This is a genomic window from Nonomuraea sp. NPDC049028 (assembly GCF_043197735.1).
Lineage (GTDB): Bacteria > Actinomycetota > Actinomycetes > Streptosporangiales > Streptosporangiaceae > Nonomuraea.
In genome coordinates this window covers 202,813-226,780 of sequence record NZ_JBICTR010000013.1, presented here as the reverse complement: position 1 = coordinate 226,780, position 23,968 = coordinate 202,813, and the positions used below count along the sequence as shown (strand labels likewise).

The 23,968-nt window shown below is 70.9% G+C and carries 19 protein-coding genes; 4 read left to right on the top strand and 15 right to left on the bottom strand.

Annotated elements, in window-relative coordinates; translation table 11 throughout:
• Positions 1 to 20 precede the first annotated feature (20 nt).
• The 5 genes from ACGFJ2_RS44410 to ACGFJ2_RS44390 all read right to left on the bottom strand — a co-directional run bounded on the left by ACGFJ2_RS44410 (position 21) and on the right by ACGFJ2_RS44390 (position 8,639).
• Positions 21 to 2,060: a hypothetical protein gene (locus ACGFJ2_RS44410; protein ID WP_393478860.1), complete on the bottom strand. Its 2,040-nt coding sequence runs from the start codon at positions 2,058 to 2,060 to the stop codon at positions 21 to 23.
• Between the two features lie 82 nt (positions 2,061 to 2,142).
• Entirely contained in the window at positions 2,143 to 5,226 is a 3,084-nt protein-coding gene (locus ACGFJ2_RS44405; RefSeq protein ID WP_393478858.1) for a hypothetical protein, read from the bottom strand.
• A gap of 172 nt (positions 5,227 to 5,398) precedes the next feature.
• Entirely contained in the window at positions 5,399 to 6,175 is a 777-nt protein-coding gene (locus tag ACGFJ2_RS44400) for an ABC transporter permease (protein ID WP_393478855.1), read from the bottom strand.
• Entirely contained in the window at positions 6,172 to 7,713 is a 1,542-nt protein-coding gene (locus tag ACGFJ2_RS44395; protein ID WP_393478852.1) for an ABC transporter permease subunit, read from the bottom strand. Before ACGFJ2_RS44395 ends, ACGFJ2_RS44400 begins: the two co-directional genes overlap by 4 nt.
• Complete coding sequence (locus ACGFJ2_RS44390) at positions 7,710 to 8,639, bottom strand: ATP-binding cassette domain-containing protein (protein ID WP_393478850.1); 930 nt, start codon at positions 8,637 to 8,639, stop codon at positions 7,710 to 7,712. Before ACGFJ2_RS44390 ends, ACGFJ2_RS44395 begins: the two co-directional genes overlap by 4 nt.
• A gap of 86 nt (positions 8,640 to 8,725) precedes the next feature.
• Here ACGFJ2_RS44390 and ACGFJ2_RS44385 point away from each other — a divergent pair, with 86 nt between their 5' ends.
• The 3 genes from ACGFJ2_RS44385 (at position 8,726) to ACGFJ2_RS44375 (ending at position 11,969) form a co-directional block, all read left to right on the top strand.
• Positions 8,726 to 9,922, top strand: coding sequence for a sensor histidine kinase (locus tag ACGFJ2_RS44385; protein ID WP_393478847.1), 1,197 nt, complete (start codon positions 8,726 to 8,728; stop codon positions 9,920 to 9,922).
• 419 nt (positions 9,923 to 10,341) lie between these two features.
• On the top strand, positions 10,342 to 10,920 hold the full coding sequence (locus ACGFJ2_RS44380) for a hypothetical protein (RefSeq protein ID WP_393478844.1): 579 nt from the start codon (positions 10,342 to 10,344) through the stop codon (positions 10,918 to 10,920).
• A gap of 5 nt (positions 10,921 to 10,925) precedes the next feature.
• Entirely contained in the window at positions 10,926 to 11,969 is a 1,044-nt protein-coding gene (locus ACGFJ2_RS44375) for a hypothetical protein (protein WP_393478842.1), read from the top strand.
• A 44-nt stretch (positions 11,970 to 12,013) separates the two neighbouring features.
• Here ACGFJ2_RS44375 and ACGFJ2_RS44370 read toward each other — a convergent pair whose 3' ends face one another.
• The 5 genes from ACGFJ2_RS44370 to ACGFJ2_RS44350 all read right to left on the bottom strand — a co-directional run bounded on the left by ACGFJ2_RS44370 (position 12,014) and on the right by ACGFJ2_RS44350 (position 17,127).
• Positions 12,014 to 12,547 (bottom strand): hypothetical protein, encoded by a 534-nt coding sequence (locus tag ACGFJ2_RS44370; RefSeq protein ID WP_393478839.1) that lies wholly within the window; start codon positions 12,545 to 12,547, stop codon positions 12,014 to 12,016.
• 294 nt (positions 12,548 to 12,841) lie between these two features.
• On the bottom strand, positions 12,842 to 13,474 hold the full coding sequence (locus ACGFJ2_RS44365) for a TetR/AcrR family transcriptional regulator (protein WP_358196721.1): 633 nt from the start codon (positions 13,472 to 13,474) through the stop codon (positions 12,842 to 12,844).
• 22 nt (positions 13,475 to 13,496) lie between these two features.
• Positions 13,497 to 14,867 (bottom strand): MFS transporter, encoded by a 1,371-nt coding sequence (locus ACGFJ2_RS44360; protein ID WP_393478837.1) that lies wholly within the window; start codon positions 14,865 to 14,867, stop codon positions 13,497 to 13,499.
• The gene (locus ACGFJ2_RS44355; RefSeq protein WP_393478834.1) at positions 14,864 to 15,934 is read right to left on the bottom strand and encodes a MerR family transcriptional regulator; all 1,071 of its coding nucleotides are present in this window, start codon (positions 15,932 to 15,934) and stop codon (positions 14,864 to 14,866) included. The genes ACGFJ2_RS44360 and ACGFJ2_RS44355 overlap by 4 nt, the downstream gene beginning before the upstream one ends.
• Before the next feature lie 179 nt (positions 15,935 to 16,113).
• Complete coding sequence (locus tag ACGFJ2_RS44350; RefSeq protein ID WP_393478832.1) at positions 16,114 to 17,127, bottom strand: alpha/beta fold hydrolase; 1,014 nt, start codon at positions 17,125 to 17,127, stop codon at positions 16,114 to 16,116.
• 221 nt (positions 17,128 to 17,348) lie between these two features.
• Here ACGFJ2_RS44350 and ACGFJ2_RS44345 point away from each other — a divergent pair, with 221 nt between their 5' ends.
• Positions 17,349 to 19,484 carry a BTAD domain-containing putative transcriptional regulator gene (locus ACGFJ2_RS44345; protein ID WP_393479277.1) on the top strand — a complete coding sequence of 712 codons (2,136 nt, stop codon included), beginning with the start codon at positions 17,349 to 17,351 and terminating at the stop codon, positions 19,482 to 19,484.
• 158 nt (positions 19,485 to 19,642) lie between these two features.
• Here the strand turns inward: ACGFJ2_RS44345 and ACGFJ2_RS44340 are convergent, their stop codons facing one another.
• From ACGFJ2_RS44340 to ACGFJ2_RS44320, 5 genes are all read right to left on the bottom strand, one after another.
• Positions 19,643 to 20,803 (bottom strand): RNA polymerase sigma factor, encoded by a 1,161-nt coding sequence (locus ACGFJ2_RS44340; protein WP_393478829.1) that lies wholly within the window; start codon positions 20,801 to 20,803, stop codon positions 19,643 to 19,645.
• 3 nt (positions 20,804 to 20,806) lie between these two features.
• On the bottom strand, positions 20,807 to 21,145 hold the full coding sequence (locus ACGFJ2_RS44335; protein WP_357953957.1) for a YciI family protein: 339 nt from the start codon (positions 21,143 to 21,145) through the stop codon (positions 20,807 to 20,809).
• Positions 21,142 to 21,714, bottom strand: a complete 573-nt coding sequence (locus ACGFJ2_RS44330) for a dihydrofolate reductase family protein (RefSeq protein WP_393478825.1) — start codon at positions 21,712 to 21,714, stop codon at positions 21,142 to 21,144. Before ACGFJ2_RS44330 ends, ACGFJ2_RS44335 begins: the two co-directional genes overlap by 4 nt.
• An 84-nt stretch (positions 21,715 to 21,798) precedes the next feature.
• Positions 21,799 to 23,043, bottom strand: a complete 1,245-nt coding sequence (locus ACGFJ2_RS44325; protein ID WP_393478822.1) for a methyltransferase family protein — start codon at positions 23,041 to 23,043, stop codon at positions 21,799 to 21,801.
• A complete protein-coding gene (locus ACGFJ2_RS44320; protein WP_393478820.1) occupies positions 23,040 to 23,945 on the bottom strand; it encodes a hypothetical protein in 906 nt (301 codons plus the stop codon). Before ACGFJ2_RS44320 ends, ACGFJ2_RS44325 begins: the two co-directional genes overlap by 4 nt.
• Positions 23,946 to 23,968 lie beyond the last annotated feature (23 nt).

The window sequence follows — 23,968 nt, the reverse complement described above, 5'->3', positions numbered from 1 at the left end:
CACCCGTCCTGCGGCTGATCTCACTGGACTCCCACGAGCACCGGCCAGCCGCCCCGCGGTGTGAAGGTGGCGGCGGACGGCATGCGCAGTTCGAGCCGCTCGCGGCGCGCCCTGGCCAGCAGCCGGAAATCGCCCAGGAGGCGATCCCCCAACGTCACCGAGCGGTCGACCCGCAACGACTCCAGCACCCACATGTGGGCGTCGAAGATCTGCTGGACGGTGAACTCCGCCTCCCGCCCGTTCGGTATCAGCTCGGTGAGCAGGCGGGTCTTGAGGGTGTGCACATAGGCGATGGTCTTTCCCGGCATCTTCGCCGCCACCGCCGGGTTCTTGGGAATCACCATGGCCATGCCCTCGCCCTTCTCGTCGAACGCCGTGCTCACCCGCGGATCGTTGCGCCAGAAACGCTGCTCGAGAATGTGGTCGACCTCGTACAGATCGCCGCGCCCGCGGTTGAGCTTGGACAGCGAGCGGAAGTCCTCCACTCGTCCGGCGAGCCGGTCGTAGTGCGCGATGTCGGCGGTGCTGAGCTGCCTGAGGCGGCTGTCGGTCCGCTTGGCGTGCTTGAGCACCTCGGCCCAGTCCTTGCCCAGCTCGCTCTCCAGTTCCTGGATGAAGCGGGACTTGCCGCGCTGGCTCAGCGCCCACGAGATCGGGTCGAGTGAGCGCACGATGCCCCGGCTCAGCTTCTTGGCGGAGAAGGCGTTGAACCCGGCCGCCAGGCGGGGGTTGCGGAAGGTCTTGAAGTTGGCCGTCAGGAGCCGTTCCACGACGCGCCGGTCCAGCTCCCGCAGATAGGCGTTACCCACGAGGTCGTGGAAGCGCCTGAGCACCTGGTCCATCGACAGCTTGCCCGTGGCGAAGCGGGTCAGCATCCGGGCCAGGTCGGTCGCGCCCTTGACGTCCATGCTGCCCACGGCCTCGAGGAATTCCTGCTCCGCGACGCGGCCCACCTCGCTGATCACGTCCTCTTCGAGGACTCGCGCCAGCTTGGTCGCCTTCAGCTCGGTCCGTACGGACTGCAGGACCGAGCGCGGCAGCGCCTTGGCGAACGGCAGCACCGACGTGATCCCGTAGGCAAGGATCTGCCCCCCGCTCACCTCGTTGCCCCAGAAGTCGCGTCCCGTGGCCAGTTCGAAGGTCAGCTGCGAGAGGTCGTAGAGAACGTTGACGTACGGCACGAACTGGATCGCCAGCTCGAACAGGAAGATCAGGGTCGGATGTTCGGGCGCGAAGTGGACCTCGACCTCCTGCGGCTGGAAGGTCGTGTTGTCGAGCACGGTCCCCTGCGGCGGGAACGACGGTATGAACGAGTCATCCAGTCGCAGGGTCTGCACACTGATGAATCCGGCCATGTCCTGCGCCGCCGTGGCGTGCACGGTCACGTTGTGCGTGTGCACGACGCGTACCGTGACATGGTCTCCGAAGATGTTGTCGTCGTCCTCGCGCGAATCGACGACGATGTCGTAGACGAAGGCCGCCGGTCTCCCGTCCTTCCTGTTGTCGATGTCGATGGTGACCACGTAGCCGTTGAGCACGTTCCGGATGACCACGCCGAGCGGCTTCGTCGTGATGTTGACCGTGGCGGCCTGGGAGAGGAAATCGTCCCGCCGCCCGCGCTCGTCGTCGGTGAAGGGCCCGACCGTGAAGGGCTGGGGCAGCAACCGCCACATCTCGATGACCGACGCGTCGGGCTGCGGGATCAGGTCGTCGTCCTGCGGACGGACGATTTCGATCAAGGGGTTGCGCGGGCCGAGCGCCAGGAGATCGGCCGCGCTCCTCTTGCCCGTGCGCCGGGTGGTCACCGTGACCTGCCGGCCGACCGCGAGCCAGATCTTGGGGAAGGCCCGTTCCGCCGTGGGCGGCAGGTACCTCCAGGTAAAAGGCTGGTGGCCGGTCTCGTTCCAGGGGGGCGCCGTGAGCGTGATCTCCATGGTGGCCCCGAAGACCGGGTCGGCGATGTCGGCGAAGAAGGTCAGCACACCCCGCCCCACCCCCGGCTCGACGTACCCGGTCAGCAGCGGGCCGGTCGCGATGGCCGGCACGACTGGATCTGCCATGTCCGCAATCCTCCATTCATGTCCGCGGACGATCAGGCCGAGGACCGGCGGCGACAGGCCGCCGCCGGTCCATGAGGGGTCGCTAGACCTCCACCCACTCGCCGTCGGCGTCCTGCTCCCAGCGGGGCAGCCGGTCGTCGTCACGCAGCTTCACCAGCGACGTGGGCACGCGCACGATCCACGGGTCCCCCTGCGCCACCTCCGTGCCGGGCCGGTCCAGCCGCTCGGCGATCTCGTCGGCGATGGGCAGGTACAGGGGGTTGGAGATGGTCGGCAGCGGGCCGCCGTTCCAGATCTCGCCGAAGGTGAGGAAGTGGTCGATCGCGCCCTCGAAGCCCGGCCGGGCGGGCACCGAGACCCGGCAGAACCCGGCCCGGAGGAAGTCGGCGAACGCCGGGTCCGGGTCGTCGAAGCCGAGCCGCTCCTCCCACTGGTTCTTGCGCCCCCAGAAGTAGGGGTACGTCACGAACGTCACGTGCTCCCACTCGAAGGCCTGCTCGAAGAAGCGCACGTACGGGCCCTCACCGGCGGCCTCGAACACGTTGATCTCCGGCAGCCCGTTGGCCGGGGAGGTCTCGATGGAGTCGAACAGGTCGTAGTGCTGGTCGGTCAGGATGCTGACGCAGTTCTTCTTCAGCTCCGCCTGCATGAGGGCGAGGTTGGCGGCCGGGTTGCGGCCCTGGATGTCCACCCCGGCCCGTAACTGCAGCGCCGCCAGCTTCTCCTCGTAGTCGGCCACGGCCGCCTTGTGCGCCGTCTCCAGCTTGGCGTGCGTCTCCAGCCGCCACTTGTCCATCGCCCGGTCCGTACGCTGGCACTTGACCTCCACGGCCACCGCGACCTGCGCGACGTGGAAGGTGTCGATGGCCACGGCCACCGTGTCGCGCTCGTCGTCCAGCGTCGTGGTCCACAGCCGGTCACCGCCGGGCATCCGCTGCGTACGCCGCCCGACCACCACCTCCACCGTGTTGTCGCTCTCCCAGATGTTGCGCACCACGCCCACCGAGGCGTAAACGGCCCGATAGCCCTCGTCGATGGCGATCTGGGCCGAGTGGTTGTAGTTGGTGTCGCTGTCGCCGCCACCGGCCTTGAAGTCCAGGGACTTCGTCTTGAACAGCTCGGGCGGCGGCTGCACGTCGGTCGCGCCGGTCTGCTTGACCCAGTACGCGAAATTCATCTCGTTGATCTGGTCCGGGTTGAGGGGAAAGTCCGGGGGCTTGATCAGGTTGCGGGCGGCGGTGTTGGTCTGCTGCATGGAAGCGATGAGGAAGGCCGCCGGCTCGGGCACCATGAAGTCGAACATCGCCCGCAGCCCGTAGTTGAACAACTGGGCCTGGTAGACCTTGTTGACCCACTGGTAGACGCCCGAGATGTTCTCGTTGCCGTGGGTGTTGTCGAGCTCGTGGGTGTTCTTCTCGATCGTCTCGGTCGTGGTCGTCAGCTGGGTGCGGGTCAGCACCCGTTCGGCGATCTTGCGGGAGGTCCGCTCAGTGACGTCCTGCGAGAACCTGGCGGCCGACTTGGTGGCCTCCTGCTTGCTGCGCGCGATGGAGCCCTCGGCGCTGGCGGCGAACTCCACGACCGGGCCGTACCTGCCCGAGATGTTCAGCCCGGCCTTCAGCGCGACGTCCTCCTTGACCGTCTGCTCGGTCTCCCGGGTCATCTCGAACCGGTCGGTGGTCTGCAGGTCGCGGTCCTCGCTGGTGTTGGTCTCCTGCTCGTTGATCGTGATCAGCTCGGTGGTGTCGCGGCGGCTGTGGTCGCGTAACTTGCGCTCGCCGCGCAGCACGCTCTCGATGTGCGCGACGTCGGCCGACTCGTATCCGGTCAGCTGCTGCTTGACCACCAGCAGGTCGGCGATGCCGGCCGGGGCCACCTCGCCCTTGGTGTGCGGGACGCGCCCGTCCAGCGGGAGCGTCGGCAGGGGTACGGAGCCACCCGTGCCGAGCGTTCCCCAGCCGGTCGTCACGGGCGTCCGCACCGTCACGAGGGCGTCGCCGACCCGCAGGAGCGACTGGCGCACCGGATGTCCCGCCACCGCCTCCAGCCGGGCCGCCGTCGCCGCCAGATCCGCCTCCAGCCGGTGGGTGAGCCGGTCGAGCGGCACCGCGGTCAGGTCGAGGCCGCGGTCGGTGAGCAGCGTGCGGGTGGCCGCGGACAGCTGCTCGTTGGCCGTCGGCAGCAGGACGAAGCCGACCTCGGTCAGCGGCGTCGGCTGGAAGTCCGTACGGCCGCGCAGCACCGGGGCGGCCGTCTGCAGCAGCGCCTGGGCCACCGGCGCGTTGATCTCCTCGGTGGTCTCGGCGGCCGTATCGGCCTCCTCCGCGCCTGCGATGGGGATGACCGAGGTCGGGGCGACCCGCTCGCGCAGGTTGCCGTGGAAGGCGCTCAGGGCGGTGGCCACGTTCGTCAGCCGCAGCTGCTCCGGCGGTTGCACCGACCCGCTGCCCGTCTGGGACGTCACGTGGAAGTGCTCGGAGTTCAGCCGGCCCAGCTCCTCCAGCCCGGCCCGCAGGCTCGCGTGCTGGGCCAGCAGTCCGTCGATCTCCTCCTGGCGCGCGGCCACCGCCGCCGCGTGCTGCTCTTGCCGCGCCTGCTCCGCCTCGCGGGTCGACAGCCTGGAGGTCAGGCCGAGGTCGAAGGGCAGGCGGAGCGAACGCCGCAGCCAGCGCCGCAGCTCGTCCAGGTCCTTGGGGAACTTGTCGTCGGCCACGTGGCGGATGATCACCTCGGCGGTACGCAGCTGCCGGGCGAGCTGCTCGATGGGCCGTGAGTGCTCCTCCTGGAGCACCTTGATCGCCACCAGGCTGTCCCGCAGCCTCCTGACCGCGTTCTTGAAGTCCGCCAGCTCGGTCACCTCGTCCGGGTCCATCCCGAACACGTCGATGATGGCCTCGCGCACCATTTCCGGTGAGGTGCTCCCGTCGACCGTCTCCATCTCGTCCAGCCGCGCGGCCAGCTCGTCGAGCTCGGCGCCCAGCGGAGTGTCCGCCGGGTCGCCGATGAACTCCGGTCCCGCCACGAACGCCGTGGCGGCCTCCTCTATGGCAGTACGCCGCTGGGGGGCCTCGACGGCCTCCCGCAGTGACTGCTGAAACGGCGTGTCCTGGCTCAGCGGGATGCTGGGATTATCCGGATCCTGCGCCACGGCCGGCCGTGTGAGCATCAATCGAAAGAGATTCTCCATGGGTTTTTTCCTTCGCCCCGTCCTGAACGTGCCGCTTCCTTGCGGCACATCTCTGTGCTCTTTGGGGCGTTCCACCACGTTCCACGCGGTGTGCGGGCTGGGCGTACGGCGAGGGCCCGAGTCGTGCGGACGGGTGTCGCTCAGGCGTCGTTCAGGCGTCGCGCAGCCGTAGTGACAGCCCGCCGCCCAGGAGCGCCGCGGCGGCCCAGAGGGCCAGGACGCCGAGTCCCGCCCATGGGCTGAGGGGCAGGGTGGACAGATGGGTGGTCGCCTGGATGGCGAGCCCGGCGTTCATCGGGGACAGCTGCCAGAGGAGTTTCTGCCAGTCCGGGTCGGCGATCATGAAGGGCAGGATCGAGAGGACGTAGAGCAGGCCGAGCACGACCCCGATGGCCGTGGCCGAGTCCCGTACGGCGGCGGCGATGCCGAGGCTGAGCAGCGCGATCAGCGCGAGGTACAGGACCGAGCCGAACGCCGCGCGCAGCATCGGCCCCTCCAACAGGGACAGCATCGGGGTGCCCGGACCGCGGGTGAAGCCGTTCTCGAGCAGGACGCGCCGCCCGACCAGCAGGGACGCGAGCACCGCGACGGTCCCCGCGGCCAGCGTCAGCCCGGTGACGACGGCCGCCTTGGCGGCCAGCACGGTGGCCCGGCGCGGCATCGCCGCCAGGGTGGTGCGGATCATGCCGGTGCTGTACTCGCCGCTGATCGCCAGCACGGCCAGGATGGCGACCATCGCCTGGCCCACCTGGACCCCGAACAGGCTGATCTTGGCCGGGTCGTAGGCGCAGCCCGCCGACGTGCAGGACACGGCGGCGGCCGCCACGACGCTCACGGCGACGGTCAGCGCGACGAGCCCGAGCAGCAGCCAGCCGGTGCCGGCCACGGTGCGGAGTTTCGTCCACTCCGCCTGCAGGTGTCGTCTCATGCGTCCCTCCGACGTAGCTGGAAGACGGCCAGGCCGAGCGCGAGCACGGCGTATCCGCAGAGCACGGCGAGCCCGGCCCAGGGTGCCAGCGGGTAGTAGCCGCCCGATGGGGTGTAGTTGCCGAGCACGTGCGCGTACGCCGGAATGCTCTGCTGGATCGCGAAGCCAGCGGCCGGGGTGAGCCGCATCAGCCACTGCGCCGCCCCCGCGGGCAGGACCGAGGCGGTCGCGAGGATGTACGGGACGACGATCAGCACGATGGCGGTGATGACCGCCGCGACGCTGCGCCGGAACAACGTGCCCACGGCCAGGGCGAGGATCGCGGCGGCGGCGAGCAGCACCGCCGTGCCGACGATGACGCGCAGTTCGGTGAACGGCGCCACCGGCAGGACGTAGTTGCCGTTGGCGACCAGGATCCCCTTGCCGAGGGTGACCGCCGCCGTGGCCGCGGCCAGTCCGGCGACGAAGGTGACCGCGCCGATGGCCAGGGCCTTGGCCACGAGCGTCCGGCCGCGTCGCGGGCCGGCGAGCAGGGTGGTGCGGATCAGGCCGCGCCGGTATTCGGTGGTGATGAACATGACCGCCACCACGATCACCACGATGAGCCCGGTCAGCACGCCGGTGAGGGTGTTCTCGATCTGCTGGCCGTCCGAGAGCGGCGCGATGTCGCCGACGCCGGTCACCGTGTACGTGTCGCCGGACTCCTTGAAGCCGCCCGGATGGTGGGCCGACCCGTCGGGGTTCAGGGCGACGCCGACATCGTCTGGGCGCCACGCGCCACCGGCGGCCGAGCCTTGGAGACTGACCTGGTCGAACACGGCCGTGGCCTCGGCGAAGCGGGAGGCCGCGCTGGACCCGCCGAAGTCGCCCGGCGTCACCGTCAGGTCGCCTGGGGAGGCGGCGAAGAGCCCTACCTGCACCGTGTCCGGCAACCCGGCCAGGCGCGCGGTGCCGACGCGGGTCCACTGCCTGCCGTCGGTGGACTCGTACCCGGTGAGGTCCTCACCGGAGCGGGTCAGCCGCAGCCAGCGCGGGGACCGCTGGGAGACGCCGCCGGGCCGGCCGGCCACGTCCTGGGTGAAGTCGTGCTGCATCCGCACCCCGTGCGCACCGGTGACCATCACCGCCGCGTAGGCGGAGCCCTGCTTCATGCTCTCCTTGATCATGACTCCGGCCTTCGCCCAGGGCACGAGACCGGAGACGACGCGCCGGGTCCCCGGCGTGGGGGTGAGGTCGGGCAGGCGCTTCTGGCCCGTCATCGAGGTCACGCGGGCGGTGATGCTGCCGTCTCCGTCCAGCGTCCGGTGGACGAAGTAGAACTTGTCCTCCACCGCCTCGCCGCCCGGACCCACCGGTACGGCGGGACAGGCGCCGCCGCACGAGGTGTGGCTGCCCGAGGCGGACAGCAGCCCCAGCAGCACGGTGACCAGCGCCGCGCCCGCCATGGCGAGCACCCAGCCACGGACCGTCCGGAACTTGGTCCATTCGGCGCGCAGCAGCCGCGCGAAGCCGGAGCGGTGGGCGGCGGTGGCGCTCATCGTGCCGCCTCCTGCCCTGCTGCGCGGAACTCGACGGCGTCGCGGGTCAGCTCCATGTACGCCTCCTCCAGCGTCGCGCGATGCGCCGACACCTCCGAGAACGGCACCGCGGCCCGGTTGAGTACCGCCACGACGTGCTCGCCCGCCAGCCCGGTCACCGTGAGGGTGTCGCGGCCGGTGGCGGCCACGGCGGCGCCGGCGTGTGCCAGCGCCGCCATCGCCTCCGACGGCGCGGTGGTGCGCAGCGCGATCCGGCCGGTGGAGGCGGCGGCGATCAGGCCGGCCACGCTGGTGTCGGCGACGACCCGGCCGCGGCCCACCACCACGAGACGGTCGGCGGTGTCCTCGAGCTCGCTCATCAGATGGCTGGAGACCAGCACGGCCCGGCCCTGGTCGGCCAGCGCCCGCAGGAAGCCGCGCATCCACACGATGCCCTCGGGGTCGAGGCCGTTGGACGGCTCGTCGAGCATGAGCACGGGCGGGTCGCCGAGCAGCGCGGCGGCGATGCCGAGCCGCTGGCGCATGCCCAGGGAGAAACCGCCCGCCCGGCGCCCGGCCGCCGACCCGAGCCCCACCCGCTCGATCACCTCATCGACCCGCCGGGCGCCCAACCCCTGGGAGTGAGCCAGCCACAGCAGGTGGTTGCGGCCGGTGCGGCTGGGCTGCAACGCGGCGGCGTCCAGCAGCGCCCCGACGTGACGCAGCGGGTCGCGCAGGCCCGTGTACGGCCGCCCGCCCACCAGCGCGGTGCCCTCGTCGGCCGCGTCCAGGCCGAGGATCACCCGCATCGTGGTGGACTTACCCGCTCCGTTGGGGCCGACGAAGCCCGTGACCTGCCCCGGCTCCACGGTGAAGGACATCCCGTCCAACGCCATGGTCTGGCCGAACCGCTTACGCAGCCCGGCGACCTCAATGGTTGCTCGCATGGGTTCGGTTCTACGCAAGACGCCATAACGTGGGCCGAACCGAGGCTGTCATGTCGTTGTTAGGTGCGAAACAGCATGCTGGAGTCATGAGGAAACTGCGGGACGGCACCGTACGGCTGCGCTTCACCGCCCTGTACGGCGCCCTGTTCCTCCTGTCCGGCGTCGGACTGCTGGCCATCACCAACCTGGTGAGCCTGGGGACACGGGTCACCTCCCCCGTGGGGACGGCGCCGGTCGAGCGGCTCACGCCCGGCGCCGCCCAGGAGCTCATCGCCCGCCTCCAGAGTCAGCTGTCGGAGGTACAGGCGCTCCAATCACGCCGGCTCCTCATCGGCTCGGCGGTCGCGCTGGCCGTCATGGCCGTGGTGTCGATCGTGCTGGGCCGGATGGTCGCGGGCCGGGTGCTGCGCCCGTTGCGGACGATCACCGCGGCCACCCGGCGGATCTCCGCCGACAACCTGCACGAGCGGCTGGCCGTGCCGGGCCCGGCCGACGAGGTGAAGGATCTCGCCGACACCATCGACGACCTGCTGGAACGCTTGGAGGGCTCCTTCGCCGCGCGGCGCCGGTTCGTCGCCAACGCCTCCCACGAGCTGCGTACCCCGCTGGCGACCATGCGGGCGTCGCTGGACGTGGCCCTGGCCAAGCCGGAACCCGTACCCGCGCAGACGGTCGCGTTGTCCGAGCGGCTCCGCACCGAGCTCGACCGGGTCGACCGGCTTCTGGAAGGCTTCCTCGTGCTCGCCCGCACCCAGCACGGCGCCCTGGCCGACCGGGCGGAAGTCTCGCTCGGCCGTACGGTGTCCGCGGCCCTGGCCGCCCGAGCCGCCGACATCACCGCCAAGAACCTCACCGTCCACGACGGCGACGTCCACGACAGCGCGTGGACGCAGGGCAGCCGGACGCTCCTGGCCCGCCTGGCCGAGAACGTGATCGACAACGCGATCACCCACAACCACGACGGCGGCTGGATCCGCCTGGCCGCCACGGCCGACGGCGCGACCGCGCTGCTCGTCGTGGAGACGGGCGGGCCGGTCCTCGATCAGGAGCAGGTGGCGCGGCTGGCCCAGCCGTTCGAGCGGCTCGGCACCGACCGGACCGGCTCCGGCGACGGCTCCGGGCTCGGACTGTCGATCGTCGCGGCCATCGCCACCGCGCACGGCGGCGGCCTGGAGCTGCGGGCCCGGCCCGGCGGCGGCCTGCGGGTCACCGTCTCGCTGCCGCCGACGTCCGTGCGGGCGGAGGCCCGGCGTGAAGGTGCCGGTGCTGCGGCATCTGCCTGAGCTTGAGGCAGATCTTCACCCAGGGCCATGACCGCGCTCATGTCCGGCGACTGTTCGGCGACTGTTCGGCGACTGTTCGGCGACGCGCGGCAAACCGATGAATCATAGATCACTTGCCGCTGTCTTCGTTCCCCCGCCAGATCCGTGGGCGGCAATTCCCACGTAAGGACAACGACAAGAGCTCTCGGATCCGGGGACGCCGATGCCCTTGTGAACCAGAGTGCAGGGGCAAATCGGCATAACCACCGTTATTCCTCACACATGGCTCCACGCGGTGAATTTCTAATTTCTGATAGTCGTCATCTGATGACCAAAAGTGTGCCAGGTGCCCTCGGGAACGGTTTCCGAAATCTGATCACTGAGGAGAATGTGCTGAGAACGGCCCAGAGAGGGCGGGAAATGCAATGAAGGAGACAGCAGTGCTCAAAAGCCGTCTGGGCCTTCCCCTGATAGGCATCGCCAGCATCATGGCGACCGTGGCGGTGGCCCCGCCCGCACAGGCCGACACCTGTGCCGCGTCCACCACCTGCTCCACCACGGTGACCTTCACCGTGGCCGCCGAGGGCGGGCTGGAGATCACCGTACCCGACACGGCGAACCTCGGTAGCGGCAGCTCGGGAGGCCAGATCAGCGCGCAGCTCGGCTCGGTCACGGTGGCCGACCAGCGCGCCGCGCTCAGCGCCACCTGGGTGGCGTCCGTGGTCGCCGCGGCGGGAGCCTTCACCACGGGCGGCGGCACCGCCGCCGAGACCGTTCCCAACACGGCCGTGCTGTACTGGTCCGGCGCGGCGACCGCTACCACAGGGACCGGGACCTTCGTTCCCGGTCAGGTGAACGCGGCGGCCGCGCAGTCGCTGAGCTCCTCACGCACCGCCTTCAGCAAGACGACCGGCTCCGGCGACAACTCCGCCACCTGGAACCCGACCATCGTCATCAATGTCCCCGACCAAGCGGTGGCGGGCGTCTACACCGGCACGGTGAACCACTCCGTCGCCTAGCCCACATGCCCACTTCACTGTTGCCCCGGCTCGTCCCCGTGACGCTGCTCGCGTACGCGATGCTCAGCGCACCGGCGATCGCGGACTCGAGCCGGGACGCGGCGCGCCCCTCCGGCAAGGACAGCATCGGCATCCGGTTGCTGGAGATCCCCGCCAACCGGATGGACGACCCGCGCGCGCACGCCTTCATCGTCGACCACGTCAATCCCGGCACCACGTTCACCCGGCGCTTCGAGGTGTACAACATCTCGGACAAACCCCAGCACGTGCAGCTGTACACCGCCGGTGCCGGCATCAGCCACGGCCGCTTCACCTTCGAGCCCGAGCGCACGCCGAACGAACTGAGCTCCTGGATCAAGCTCAACCAGGCCGCCACCGACCTGCCTCCGCAGGGCAGGACGTCGGTGAAGGCCACCGTCGGCATTCCCGCATGGGCTCCCAAAGGCGAGCGGTACGCCGTCATCTGGGCACAGATCTCCTCGCCCGGCGCGGGGCAGCAGGAGGGCATCACCCTCGTCAACCGCGTAGGGCTGCGCGCCTACCTCGACGTCGGTCCGGGCGGTGAGCCACCCTCGGACTTCAAGATCGGCGAGATCCTGCCCCAGCGGACCGAGGACGGGCAGCCGAAGATCGTGGCCACCATCGCCAACACCGGCGAACGCGCCATCGACCTCCAAGGGAAGCTGTCGCTCACGGACGGGCCGAGTGCTCTGAGCGCGGGCCCCTTCCCGATCGAGCGGGGCACGACCCTGGCGCCCGGCCAGCAGGGGGATGTCTCCGTACATCTGGGACAGGATCTTCCCGACGGGCCGTGGAAGTTCAGCCTCACGCTCAGGAGCGGGCGGATCGACCGGACGGAGACCGGAACGCTCACCTTTCCGCGCAAGGCTGGGTCGTGGGGTCTGGCCGCCGCGTCGGACTCCCCGCTGGCGCTGATCCTCGTCCTCCCCGGCCTCGCGGCCCTCGCCGCCGGGACGGTCCTGATCATCGCCTTCCGCCGTCTGCGCGCCCGCCGTAAGAGCGCCGCCGGAGCCGATTCGAGCCGCTGAGCGGCGATCGGCTCCGGTACGGCCGGGGGCGGCTGGTCATCGGCTCAGGCGACCGAGTGGCTGATGGTGCCGGTGTAGGTACCGGCCACCGCCTGGGCGGGGACGTCGATCACGATGGTCGGGTTCCAGCTGGCGGAGTTGTCGCCGGCGCCGTTGATCTTGCTGAAGGCCGTGTACACCTCGTCGAGCACCTGCGCGTCGGCGGCGGCGGGCTGGCCGGGCACGAAGGTTCCGGCGCCGGTGGTGGCCGTCGCGGGTCCCGACCAGTAGCTGAGCGCGCTCAGCGGCACGGTCTCGGCGCTCGTACCGCCGCCGGTCGTCAGGGGCGTGCCGTAGACGCTCGCCGTCCAGGTGGCGTTCAGCGCGGCCCGCTGGTCCATGACCGTGACGACGTGGAGCTGCCCGCTGACCTGGTCGCCGGGCTGACCGCTGCCGAGGCTGACCGGCCCGTCGGGCACGCTGATCTCCAGCCCCTCGCCCGCGTTGACGGTGAACGTCACCGTTGTGGAGCAGGTGGTCGACTCCGCGCACGTATCCGCCTGGGCGGAGGTCGCCCAGGCCAGCGCCGTGGTGACCATCGCAGCGGCTGTGCCCGCCCGTATAGCATTAAATCGGCTCATTCCCATGGCCGACCCCCTATCGAATCCGCCCCGCCCCCAGGGCGCCAACATGTCGATCAAATCTTGCTCTGCACGAGACGTCCGGAAACGCCTTCTACAAGCAACTGGCGACTCCTTTGTCATGATCTATTGGCGCTTGGCGGTTACGCTTTACTCGCTCGATAAACAGAACCCGACGGCCCCACTTTCCGCCCGCTAAATGTCGTTATCGGCATTTCTTTAGCGATATGCCCTTTATCGGCATGCCTTTTATCAGTGCGCTTGAGAACGGTCGCCGGACCGCTCTGGGCAGCCGTCGCCCGGCAGGCAGTCCAGCCAAGCGACCAGGCGGGCACCTTGCCGCGTCATGACGTCGGGCTCGCGCAGGGCGTTGGCCAGCAGCGACATGCCCTGATAGGCGCCCACCAGGGTCAGGGCGAGCCCGTCGGGATCAGGCAGCCCGAGGTCGCGAAACTGCCGTTCGACCCAGTCCAGCAGCAGCCGGATGGCCTTGCCCGCCTCCACGTCCAGGCCGCCCTCGTCACGTTTGTCCAGCTCAACGGCCAGCGTTCCGGTCGGGCAACCGTAGCGGGCCGCGAGCTCGCGCTGGCTGACCCACGCCTCCACCAGGCCCTTGAGCCGCTCCAGCGGGCCGCCTAGGCTCTCCAGGTGTTCGGTGAGCATCCCCAGCTGCCGGACGTGCTCGCTGAGCGCCGCCGAGACCAGCTCGTCCTTGGTCTTGAAGTAGTAGTACACATTGCCCACGGGCACGTCGGCGGCGCGGGCGATGTCGGCGATGGTGGTGCGTTCCGCGCCCTGCTGGTGCACGACCCGGGCGGCGGCGATCATCAGCCGCTGCCGCTTGGCGGTCGCCGTCTTCACCCGGGAGCCTTTCGAGTCAGTCACCTAACTAACTATAGGCGCCCGGTCAACCGCCTGGTCCTGCGTCAGGCCCTGGGGCGGCGTAGTGCCACAGCCGAGGCGCCGCTCGTACGATCAGGGCGACGGTCGTCACGGTGAGCAGCCCGCCGACGCAGATCGTCACCCGCGGGCCGAACGCCGCCGCGGCGGTCCCGTGCAGCAGATTGGCCAGCTGGGGGCCACCGATGAGGACGACGGTGAGAGATCCCTGGATCCGGCCGCGCATGGCGTCGTCGGTGTACGCCTGGGAGATGGCGTTGCGGAAGGTGCTGAGCACGAAGTTCACCGCACCGCCGAGCAGGAGGGCCGTCAGCGCGAGCCAGAGCCGCGGCGCCAACCCGAGGACGACGACGGTCCCTCCCCAGGCAGCGGCGGCCGATGCCATCAGGGCACCGTGACGGCGGGCGCGCGTGAACGTCCCCGACATCAGCCCGGCCACGAAGACGCCGGCCGGATAGGCGGCGTAGAGCAGACCCAGCTCCACGCCTCCTCCCACGGGTCCGCCGTAGGTGCGCTGCGCCAGTTCCGGAAGAAGCGCTGACGGCATCCCGAAGACCATCGCGGCGAGGTCCACCGCCAGCACGGCCACGAGCACCCGGCTGCTGAGCAGGTAGCGGAACCCGGCGAACGTCTGCCCGAGAATCGACGACCGCCGCACTGTCGAAGCTTTTGAGCCGCCGTAGGGCTTGGCGGCGCCGTACAGCCCGCCCCCCGACACTGGGCGGGCCGGGTCGGGCAGGATCGGCGGCAACTTGACCACCGCGTATATGACGGCCGACAACGCGACGGCGTCGAACAGGTACAGCGTGCCGAGCCCCACCACCGGAATCAGCACACCCGCCAGGAGCGGCCCCACGACCGATCCGGTGTACCGGGCCAGCGAACTGAGACTGTTGGCCGCCGTCAGCAGCTCGGCGGGCACCAGGCGGGGCACCGCGGCGCCCATAGTCGCCATGATCGCCCCGAAGGCCAGCCCTTGGCACCCCGCCAGCACCAGCAGGACGGCGACGGAGCGATTTCCCAGGCCCGCCTGAGCCCACAAGGCCAGGTAGGTCAGCGCGAGCCCGCAGTGAGCCACCAGCAGCAGCAACCGCCGGTCAACGAGGTCGGCGAGAGTTCCGGCCCCCAGCGAAGCGACGACCAGAGCACCGAACGACACCACGGCCGCACCGCCGACGGCCGCGGACGAGCCGGTCATCGTGAACAGCTGCGTCGGCACCGTGACCACGCTGAACGAGCCACCGACCGCGCAGGCGGCCGCGGCGACCCACAGCCGCCGAAAGGCGGGGATCGCCAGGGGCCGCCGGTCGATCGTGTACGCGCCGAAGGAACGGACCACCGACGCGCCGCCATGGGAGTGAGGGGCCACGCCGGTCACAGCATCACCACATCGGCCACCACGCAGGCGACGTTGTCCGGTGCCCCAGCGGCGTACACCAGCCTGACCAGCTCGTCGAGAACCTGCTCCGGCCCCTCCATACTGCTCAGGACACCGTGCAGTGCCTCTGCCGAGACGACAGTGGACAGACCATCGGAGCACAACAGATAACGGTCGCCGGCGACAGCCGTATGCAGTGAAAGGTCCGGTTGCGCCCCTCCCTTGCCCATGAGCGCACGGGCCAGCAACGAGCGTTGCGGATGCGAGGCGGCCTCCTCCGGGCTGAGACGGCCCTCGTCGACCAGCTCCTGCACATAGGTGTGATCGTGGGTGATCTGGAAGATCTCACCGTCGCGCAGGAGATACGCCCGCGTGTCACCGATGTGCACCAGCGCCAGCTGGGAGCCCGACCACAGCATCGCGGTCAGCGTCGTGATCGCCTCACCGGACAATGTCGACTCGGCGATGCCCTGAAGGGCCCGATCGGCATGGGTCACCGCATCAGCCAGCGCGCCGAGCAGATCCCCGGCGGATACGGCCGCCAGCTCCAGCGGCTTGAGGGCCTCGATCGCCGCCGCGCTCGCCAGGTTCCCGCCCGGCCCGGCTCCGTCGGCCACCGCCAGGAGCCGGGTGCCGGCGTACACGGAGTCATCATTGCTCGTACGAACCAGCCCCGACTCCGACCGGGCCGCATAACGGATCCCGATCATCGCTTCCGCGTCCTCCACGGCGCTGCCCCTTCCCGACAGGTAGTCGACGAGGAAGGTGGCCAGCTGCTCGCGTACGGCGGTGGCGGCCATGACCTGCTCCCAATAGCCGGCGACCTGCTCGGCCGCCGCCTCCGGCTCCAGATCGCACACCTGACGGATGCCGGCCAAGGGCATCCCCAGCCGCCTTAACCACACGATCAACCGAGCCCGCTCCAACTGCGCCGGATCATAGAAGCGGTAACCCGACTCCCCGTCCACCGCGGCCGGGCGGAGCAGCCCGAGCTCGTCGTACAGCCGTAATGCCTTCGGCGACAACCGCGCGGCCCGAGCGAACGCCCCGATCGTCAGCAGCCCCATACCCCGCCCTCCTCGCGCCGGCCAAAGCGACCGGCACCACGATGCTGCCCCTTCACCCAAGGGGAAGGTCCACTCCGGGCGCCAAGACTCTCGCCCCCCAAGCCGACAGGCCAACCGGAACGCACCCAGGCCGTGCCGGACCGGCGGATGCCTTCGGCGGCCCGGCTCTGGCTGGTCGTTCAGCGGGTGAGCAGGTCTCGGAGGGTCTTGGCGATGTCAGCGGGCGCTTCCTCGGCCATGAAGTGGCCGCAGGTGACGGTTTCATGCCGCAGGTCGGGTGCCCACGCGCGCCACAGGGCGGCCGCGTCGAAGCCGAGGGCGGCGCCCCAGTCCTGCTGGAGGACCGTAACCGGCATCCGCAGCCGATTGCCGGCGTCCCGGTCGGCTTGGTCGTGGATGACGTCGATGCCGGCTGAGGCGCGGTAGTCCGCGACGATCGAGGGCACCGCGGCTCGGCAGGCGTCCAGGTAGGCGGTGCGGACATCGGCGGGGATCGCCTGCGGGTCGTTCGTCCAGATGTCGAGGAAGTGGCCGAAGAAGGCGTCCGGGCTCGCGGCGATCATCTGCTCGGGCAGGCCCGGCGGCTGGGCCATCAGGTAGAGGTGGAAGCCGACGGCGGCGCTGGTGCCGCGCATCACCTGCCACATGTCCAGGGTCGGCAGTACGTCCAGGACGGCCAGGTGGGTGATCACCTCAGGGTGATCGAGTGCGGCGCGGAAGGCGACCAGGGCGCCGCGGTCATGGCCGGCCAGCGCGAAACGCTCATGGCCCAGCGCGCGGGCCAGGGCGACGATGTCGGCGGCCATGGTGCGCTTGGCGTATACGGCGTGCTCGGTCTCAGCGGGATCGGTCTCAGCGTGCTCGGTCTCGATGGGACCAGTTCCGGTGTGGTCGGTCCCTGCCCGGTTGGTCCCGGTGTGGCCGGTCCCAGCGCGGTCCGCCCCAGCCCGGCCCGCCCCGGCCCGGTCGGTCTCGGTGGGCTTGTCGCTGGCGCCGTAACCGCGTAGGTCGGGGCAGATCACGGTGTGGTCGGCCGCGAGGTCGGCGGCGACGTGCCGCCACATCAGGTGGGTCTGCGGGAAGCCGTGCAGCAGCACGATGGGCGTGCCCGAGCCCGCGACGGCCGCGTTCAGGGACACGCCGTCGGCGACAGGCACGCGCTGGTAGTCGAAGCCGGCGATGGCAGGCGTCATGGTTCGGTCCTTTCCGATGAGGTGCCTCCAGCCTGCCGGGCGCGGATGAGCATCGGATGAGCGCGCTATAGCGTGAGGCCGGGGTGACGATGACGCGGAAGAGTGGGGTAGTGGTACGGAAGACGTTCGGGGCGCCGGGACCGGTGCCACGGAGGATGGCCGGGGTGCCAGGACCGGTGGAGCGGAAGACGTTCGGGGTGCCGGGACCGGTGGCACAGAGGATGTTCGGGGTGCTGGGGCCGGTGGTGGCCTGGGACGATGCCGGGGGCGCGGTCGCTCTGAAGGGGCCGCGGCACCGCGCGGTGCTGGCCCGGCTGATCGTCGCCCGCCGCCGCGTCGTCCCGGTCTCCCGCCTGGTCGAGGACCTGTGGATCGATCCCCCTCCAGGCGCGGTGGGCGCCGTACGTACCTTCGTGGCCGCCCTGCGCCGCGCGCTGGAGCCCGAGCGCCCGCCCCGCGCCGCAGCCCGGTTGCTGGTCACCGAGGGACCGGGGTACGCGCTGCGCGCGGAGCCGGACGCGGTGGACGCCTGGCGTTTCGAGCAGGCGGTGGCGGCGACGCTGCCGCCCGACGGCGTACTCAAGCGGCTGGAGGAGGCGCTGGGTTGGTGGCGCGGACCCGCCTACGCCGAGTTCGCGGAGGAGGGCTGGGCCAGGGCGGAGCGCTCCCGCCTGGCGGAGCTGCGGCTACAGGCGGTGGAACGTCAGGCCGAGGCACGCCTGACTCTGGGCCTCGCGGCTGAGGCCGTGCCGGATCTGGACGCGCACGTGGCCGAACATCCCTGGCGCGAGGACGCGTGGCGGCTGCTGGCCCTGGCGCTGTATCGCACCGGCCGCCAGGGCGACGCGCTCGCGGTGCTGCGCCGGGCGCGTACGCTCCTGGTCGAGCAGCTGGGAGTGGATCCTGGCCCCGGACTGCGCCGCCTGGAGACGGACATCCTCCACCAAGCCGGCCACCTCGACACGACCGAGACCACAGGCCGGGCGGGCGCGGAAACGACCCAGGCCACAGACCGGGAGCGGGCAGAGACGACCGAGATCACAGGCCGGGAGCGGGCAGAGACTACCGAGGCCACGGGTCGGGTGTGGGCGGCGACGGCCGCCGCCTATGACCGTACTGTGGCGTCCGGCTCGCGAGCGCGGCTGGAGTCGACGGTGGGCCTGCTGCGCAATCTGGCGGTGACCGGGGGCGGCGGTCTGGAGGAGGCCCGCCGCTACCGTGGTGCGGCCGTCGCGGCGGCGGAGGAGCTGGGCGACGCGGAGCTGACCGCACGCGTGATCGGCGCGTACGACGTACCGGCGATTTGGACCCGCTCGGACGACCCGGCACAGGCGGCTCGGATCGTGGCGGCAGCCGAACGCACCCTGACCGCGCTGCCACCCGGCACGCACCAGGCGGCGCGGGCGCGGCTCCTGGCCACGATCGCCCTGGAGTCGCGCGGCACCCGCGCGGCGCGCGGACCCCAGGCCGCCCGGCAGGCGGAGGAGATCGCCCGCCAATTGGACGATCCCGGGCTGCTGGCGTTCGCCCTCAATGGGGTGTTCATGCAGACCTTCCACCGGGCGGGGCTCGCGCCGCGCCGCGACGAGATCGGCGCCGAGCTGGTCGCCCTGTCCGCCCGGCATGGGCTGGTCACCTTCGAGGTGCTCGGCCACCTCATCCGCCTCCAGGCCCGCAGCGCGCTCGCGGACTTCCCCGGCGCCGACGGGCACGCGACCGCCGCCGAACTGCTGGCCCGGCGGCATGAATTGCCGCTGGTGGGGGTGTTTGTCCAGTGGTACCGGGCGCTGCGGCTCGCCGCGACCGGGCAGCCATTCGCCGCAGCTGGACCAGCATCGGTGCCGGAGGCGACCTCCGGACAAGGATCCTGGGCGGCCTCTGTGCAAGCGTCCTTGGTGGAGGCGGCATATCGGGACGCCGCCGCGCGGCTGGACGGCGCGGGCATGCCCGGACTGCGGTCCGGCATACTGCCGCTCGCGCTGCTGTGTCTGCGCCTCCAGTACGCACGGCCCGGCGAGCATCGGCCGCCGGACCTGGTCGACGAGCACGCCGACTGGGGACCCTACGAGCCATGGGCGCGCCCCTGGGTGTCGCTGGCCCAGGATCGCCGCCACGCGGCCGCGGCTGCGCTGCGTCTGACCCCGGACCCGCCCCGCGATCTGCTGTACGAGGCCCTGTGGTGCCTGACCGCGCGGGCGGCCATCGCCGTCGGTGACCGGGAGACGATGGAACGCGCCCACACCGAGCTCACTCCGGCGGCGGCGGAACTGGCCGGGGCGGGCAGCGGGCTGCTCACCCTGGGCCCGGTCGCCACACACCTCGACGACCTCGCCACCGCCCTGCGACGTCGTCCCTGACCTCGCTCCGCGCCTGATAGACGTACTCGCCGCCAACGCACCGCGCGCGATAAACGGCCTCGCCGCTATCGCGCCACACGATCGATGTCCTCACCGACCTCGCATCGGAAGGTAGACGCGCAAGCAGCCGACCACCGCCGTCGAGGTCGCGAGGCGAGTCACAGCTCGGCGAGACGGCGGCCGAGGAAGCGACGCTCGGCCTCGGTGGTGGCGAGGTCGAGTGCTCTGAGGTACGCCGCCCGCGCCGCCACGGTGTCTCCAAGACGCCGCAGGAGTTCGGCCCGGGTGGAGTGGAAGTAGCGGTAGTCGTCAAGGTGGAGCGCGTCGACGATCGCCAGCGCCGCCCGCGGCCCCTCGACCTCGGCGATCGCCACGGCCCGGTTGAGCTCGACGACCGCCGAGCCCGTCAGTTGCCGCAGGCGGTCATAGAGCGCGGCGACGGCCGGCCAGTCGATGCGTTCCTCGGTCTGCAGCTCGGCGATGGCGGCCTGCACCGTATAGGCGCCGGAAGCACCCGACCTGACGGCGCGGTCGAGCAGTGCCCGCCCTTCCTCGAGCTGGGCGGTGTTCCACAGGGTGCGATCCTGGTCGTGGAGCAGGATCATCTCGCCGTCGCGAACACGGGCCGCGCGACGCGAGTCGTGCAGCAGCATCAGGGCCAGCAGCGCCGCCGCCTCGGGCTCGTCGGGCATGAGGTCGAGGAGGGTGCGGCCCAGCCGGATCGCCTCCGCCGCGAGGTCGGCCCGGCCGTCGCCGTACCCCTGGTTGAAGACCAGGTAGAGCACCGCGAGGACCGCGCTCAGGCGGGAGGGCAGCAGGCGTTCGTGCGGAACCGCGAAGGGGATCGCGGCCGCCCGGATCTTGTTGCGCGCCCGGGAGAGCCGGCGCTTCATCGTCTCGTCGTTCACCAGGAACGCACGGGCGATCTCCGGCGTCGACAGGCCGCCGAGCGCGCGCAGTGTGAGCGCGACCTGGGCCTCGGTCGCCAGGGCGGGGTGACAGCACATGAAGAAGAGTTCGAGGCGTTCGTCGGGGATCGTCGTTCCGTCCATCGTGACCTCCTCCGGCATGGGGTGGTCCAGCAGCCGGGTCTTCTCCGCCCGGGTACGGTCGCGGCGAAGGCGGTCGATCGCCCGGTTGCGGCCGGTCACCACGAGCCAGGCCCCCGGATTGTCCGGGAGCCCGTCGCGGGCCCAGCGCTCAGCGGCGATGACGAACGCCTCCTGTGCGGCCTCCTCGGCGAGGTCGACGTCGCCGAGGAAGCTCACCAAGGCCGCGAACACGCGTGCCCACTGGTCGCGGAAGACCTCCTCGAGCACGGCCTACCGCTCCGCCAGCGGCCGTACTTCGACCGAGCCGCCGAAGCGGGCGGCCGGGATCCGGGCGGCGAGCTCCAGCGCGGAGTCGAGATCGTCGGCCTCGACGATGTAGAAGCCGCCGAAGATCTCCTTGGTGTCGGCGAACGGCCCGTCGGTCAGCAGCGGCTCGCCGTTCTGGACGCGGACGGTGGTCGCGGTGTCGGCCGGCTGCAGCCGCTCGCCCCCGAGCATGCGCTCGTCCTTCATGAGGGTGATGTACTCGGCGCTGATGGCGGCGCGCTGGCCCTCGCTCAGGCCGTCGTACGCCCCGGGGCGTTCGTTGATCAGCAGGGCGTATCTCACCGGTGATCCCCATTCGCGGAAGTACGGTCGTAGACGAGACGGACGGCTTGGCCGACCTTTTCGGCGGACGCGAGGTCCAAACCGAGGGGCTGGTCGAACAGGCGCCGGCCCGCGCCGAGCACTATCGGGAAGACCAGCAGCCGGTATTGATCGATCAGGTCGTGGGTCCGCAGCGCATCGACGATGCTAGCGCTGCCGGCGACCACGACATCCTGGCTCTGCCGGCGCTTGGCCACCTCGTCGGCCAGGTCCCCCCGCAGCAGGGTGGAGTTGCGCCATCCCTCGACGTGGTCCAGCGAGCGTGAGGCGACGAGTTTGGGGATGGCGTTCATCTTCTGGGAGAACTCGTCCTCCCTGGGCGCCCAGATGCGCGAGAACAGCTGCCAGGTGACCCGGCCCAGCAGCATGACTCCGGTGTCCAGCACCTCCCCCAGCTCGAACTTGTCGCCGGCCACGCTTTCGGGCCCGTAGCGGAACGCCCACCCTCCCTGCGCCGAGCCGGCCGACCCGTCCGGGTCCTCCATGACCCCGTCGAGGGAGACGAACTGGATGACGATCACCTTGTTCATGACCTTGAACCTCCTCGTAACCGGTTTGTCGGGCATAGGACGAACAGGCCAAGCTTCAGGGGACAGGTGGAAATGTGATCCCGGTCACAGTCGAATACCGGTGGATCGGGGTCGGGCGGGGCCGGCGCCGAAGGCGTCCGCGCACAATTGGGCGAACCACCCCACCCCCGGCAACAGGAGCACCCAGCCGAGCAGCGCCCACCCCAGGTGGAGGTGCTGGGCCGCGTGGGCGAAGGCCGCCACTCCCTGGGCACGCAGCCCGTCTGCACGTTCGTAGGTCATCCGCCGCAAACCCCCCGGATGCCTCTCCGCAGGCAGGATCCGCAGCGAGACGGGCCGACGGCGGACGAACCACCGGCCGACCGCGTCACACCGCTCGCAGGTCGCGGCCACGTGAAGATCGGCGGGCGGCAGGCCGGGATAGGGGCGGATGCGGGGCAGCCAGGCGCGTACCTGATCACGGTAGTCCGTCCACTCCCGGCCGTACCGCGACAGAAGCTGGGTCCCCTCGTGCCAGGCGGCCAGCCCCGCGCCGTAGGCGACGCAGCTCACCGCGGCGGCGGCGAACCGCAGGTCGAGCACCGCGAGCAGCAGGTAGGCGCCCGCCATGGAGGACTGCATGGGATTGCGCAGATAGGCGTACGGACCGCTCGTGACGAGGCGTTTGGGCGGATCGTACGGCACCGGCGTCCCTCCCCCGGCGACGGCGAACTCGCGGACGGCGGCCAGCCCGAACAGCAGCGGCACGGCCACGACCTGCGCCAGCAGCCCGATCACCCACTCGGGCTGCCGCCATACGCCGGTCAGCGCGACGGGCACGCCGAGCATGAGCCCGCCCACGAGGCCCACCTGGAACGACACGCGCCAGGTGAGCCGCCGGTCCGCGGCGGTCCAGCGGGCCAGCAGCAGGCCGGGCAGCAGGCAGAACGCGATCGCGGCGGCCTCCCCGTACAGCCACCCTTGACCCAGCGCCACCACCGGCTCGGCCAGCGGCATCACCCCCAGATCCAGCCAGGCGAACCCCGCCAGGACCAGCGGCAGCGGGTACGCCCGCGCCACGCACGCGGGCAGCGCGCCCCACAGCAACGCCCAGCCCAGCAGAAGGTCGACGGGGACGCCCGCCACCACGGCGCCCTCGGCGGCGAAGCGCCACCAGCCCGCGTACGCGGCGACGGTGTTCACGACCGCGAGGGCTACCAGGTTCCAGGCCGTGGCCAGGATGATCGCGGCGAGGTCCCGCTCCCCCAGCCGCCGTACGGCCGCCGCGATCCAGACGGCGGCCACCGGGACGAAGAGCGCGACGCCCCGGATGAGCGCGGGATCACTCATCCGGCGAACGTCTTGACCAGGTAGCCGGCCGCCTCGGACAGCGCGTAGCTCTGCAGCGGGCCGAAGTACCAGCCCGGATCGAAGGTACGGCGGTATGCCAAGGTCACCGTCAGACGGCCGCTTCGCCAGTCGAACGTTGCCCGGCGCAGGTCCAGCCAGCGGGCGAGCGTGGTGTCCGCCACCACGGCGAACACCACCCGCCCCGGCAGGCGCTCGCTCACCCGCAGGGTCATGGACCGGGGCTCCAAGGGCGCGCCGATGCCCAGCGAACGGCGCGGCGTGAAGATGATCTTGCGGGTGTCGCCGACGGCCAGGCCGGTGCCTTCGGCCCGTAACGGCCGGGGGAAGCCGAGCGACAGGAACCGCGACTCCACGGGCCCGAACCGGGGTTCGGCGGCCAGCGCCCGCTCGACATTCGCCGCCGCCTGTTCGGCATTCGCCGCCGTCGCCCCGGCGGTGACGCTCACCTCGTTGTCCCGGGGCAGCGAGACCGCCGTGCCCTCCAGCGTGGCGGCGACGAGAAGCGGCGCGAGCAGGAGGTTCATCCGGCTCTTGCCCCGGTGGCGCCGGACTTCGTCGACGAGCAATGCGACGAGCAGGCCGACCAGGTAGAACAGCGGCGCGGCCATGAGCAGGCAGACGATCCCCTCCCCGAGCAGCGGACCGGCCAGCGCCAGGGCCACGGTGATGGACGCCATGATCATGCCGATGGTGCCGCGCGGCCGGGCGGTGAGGGCGACGGTGACGGCGATCACCGCCGGGATGCCGACGTAGAACAGCGCCGTCTGCTCCAGATGCCCCTCGTGCAGGACCCTGTCGAGCAACATCGCCGCGAACAGCGCGACCAGCACCCCGGCCAGCGTCCACCGCGCCCTCACCTGCGGCTGGCGTTCAGGCTCCATCCGCCCCCCTTAACCAGTAGATT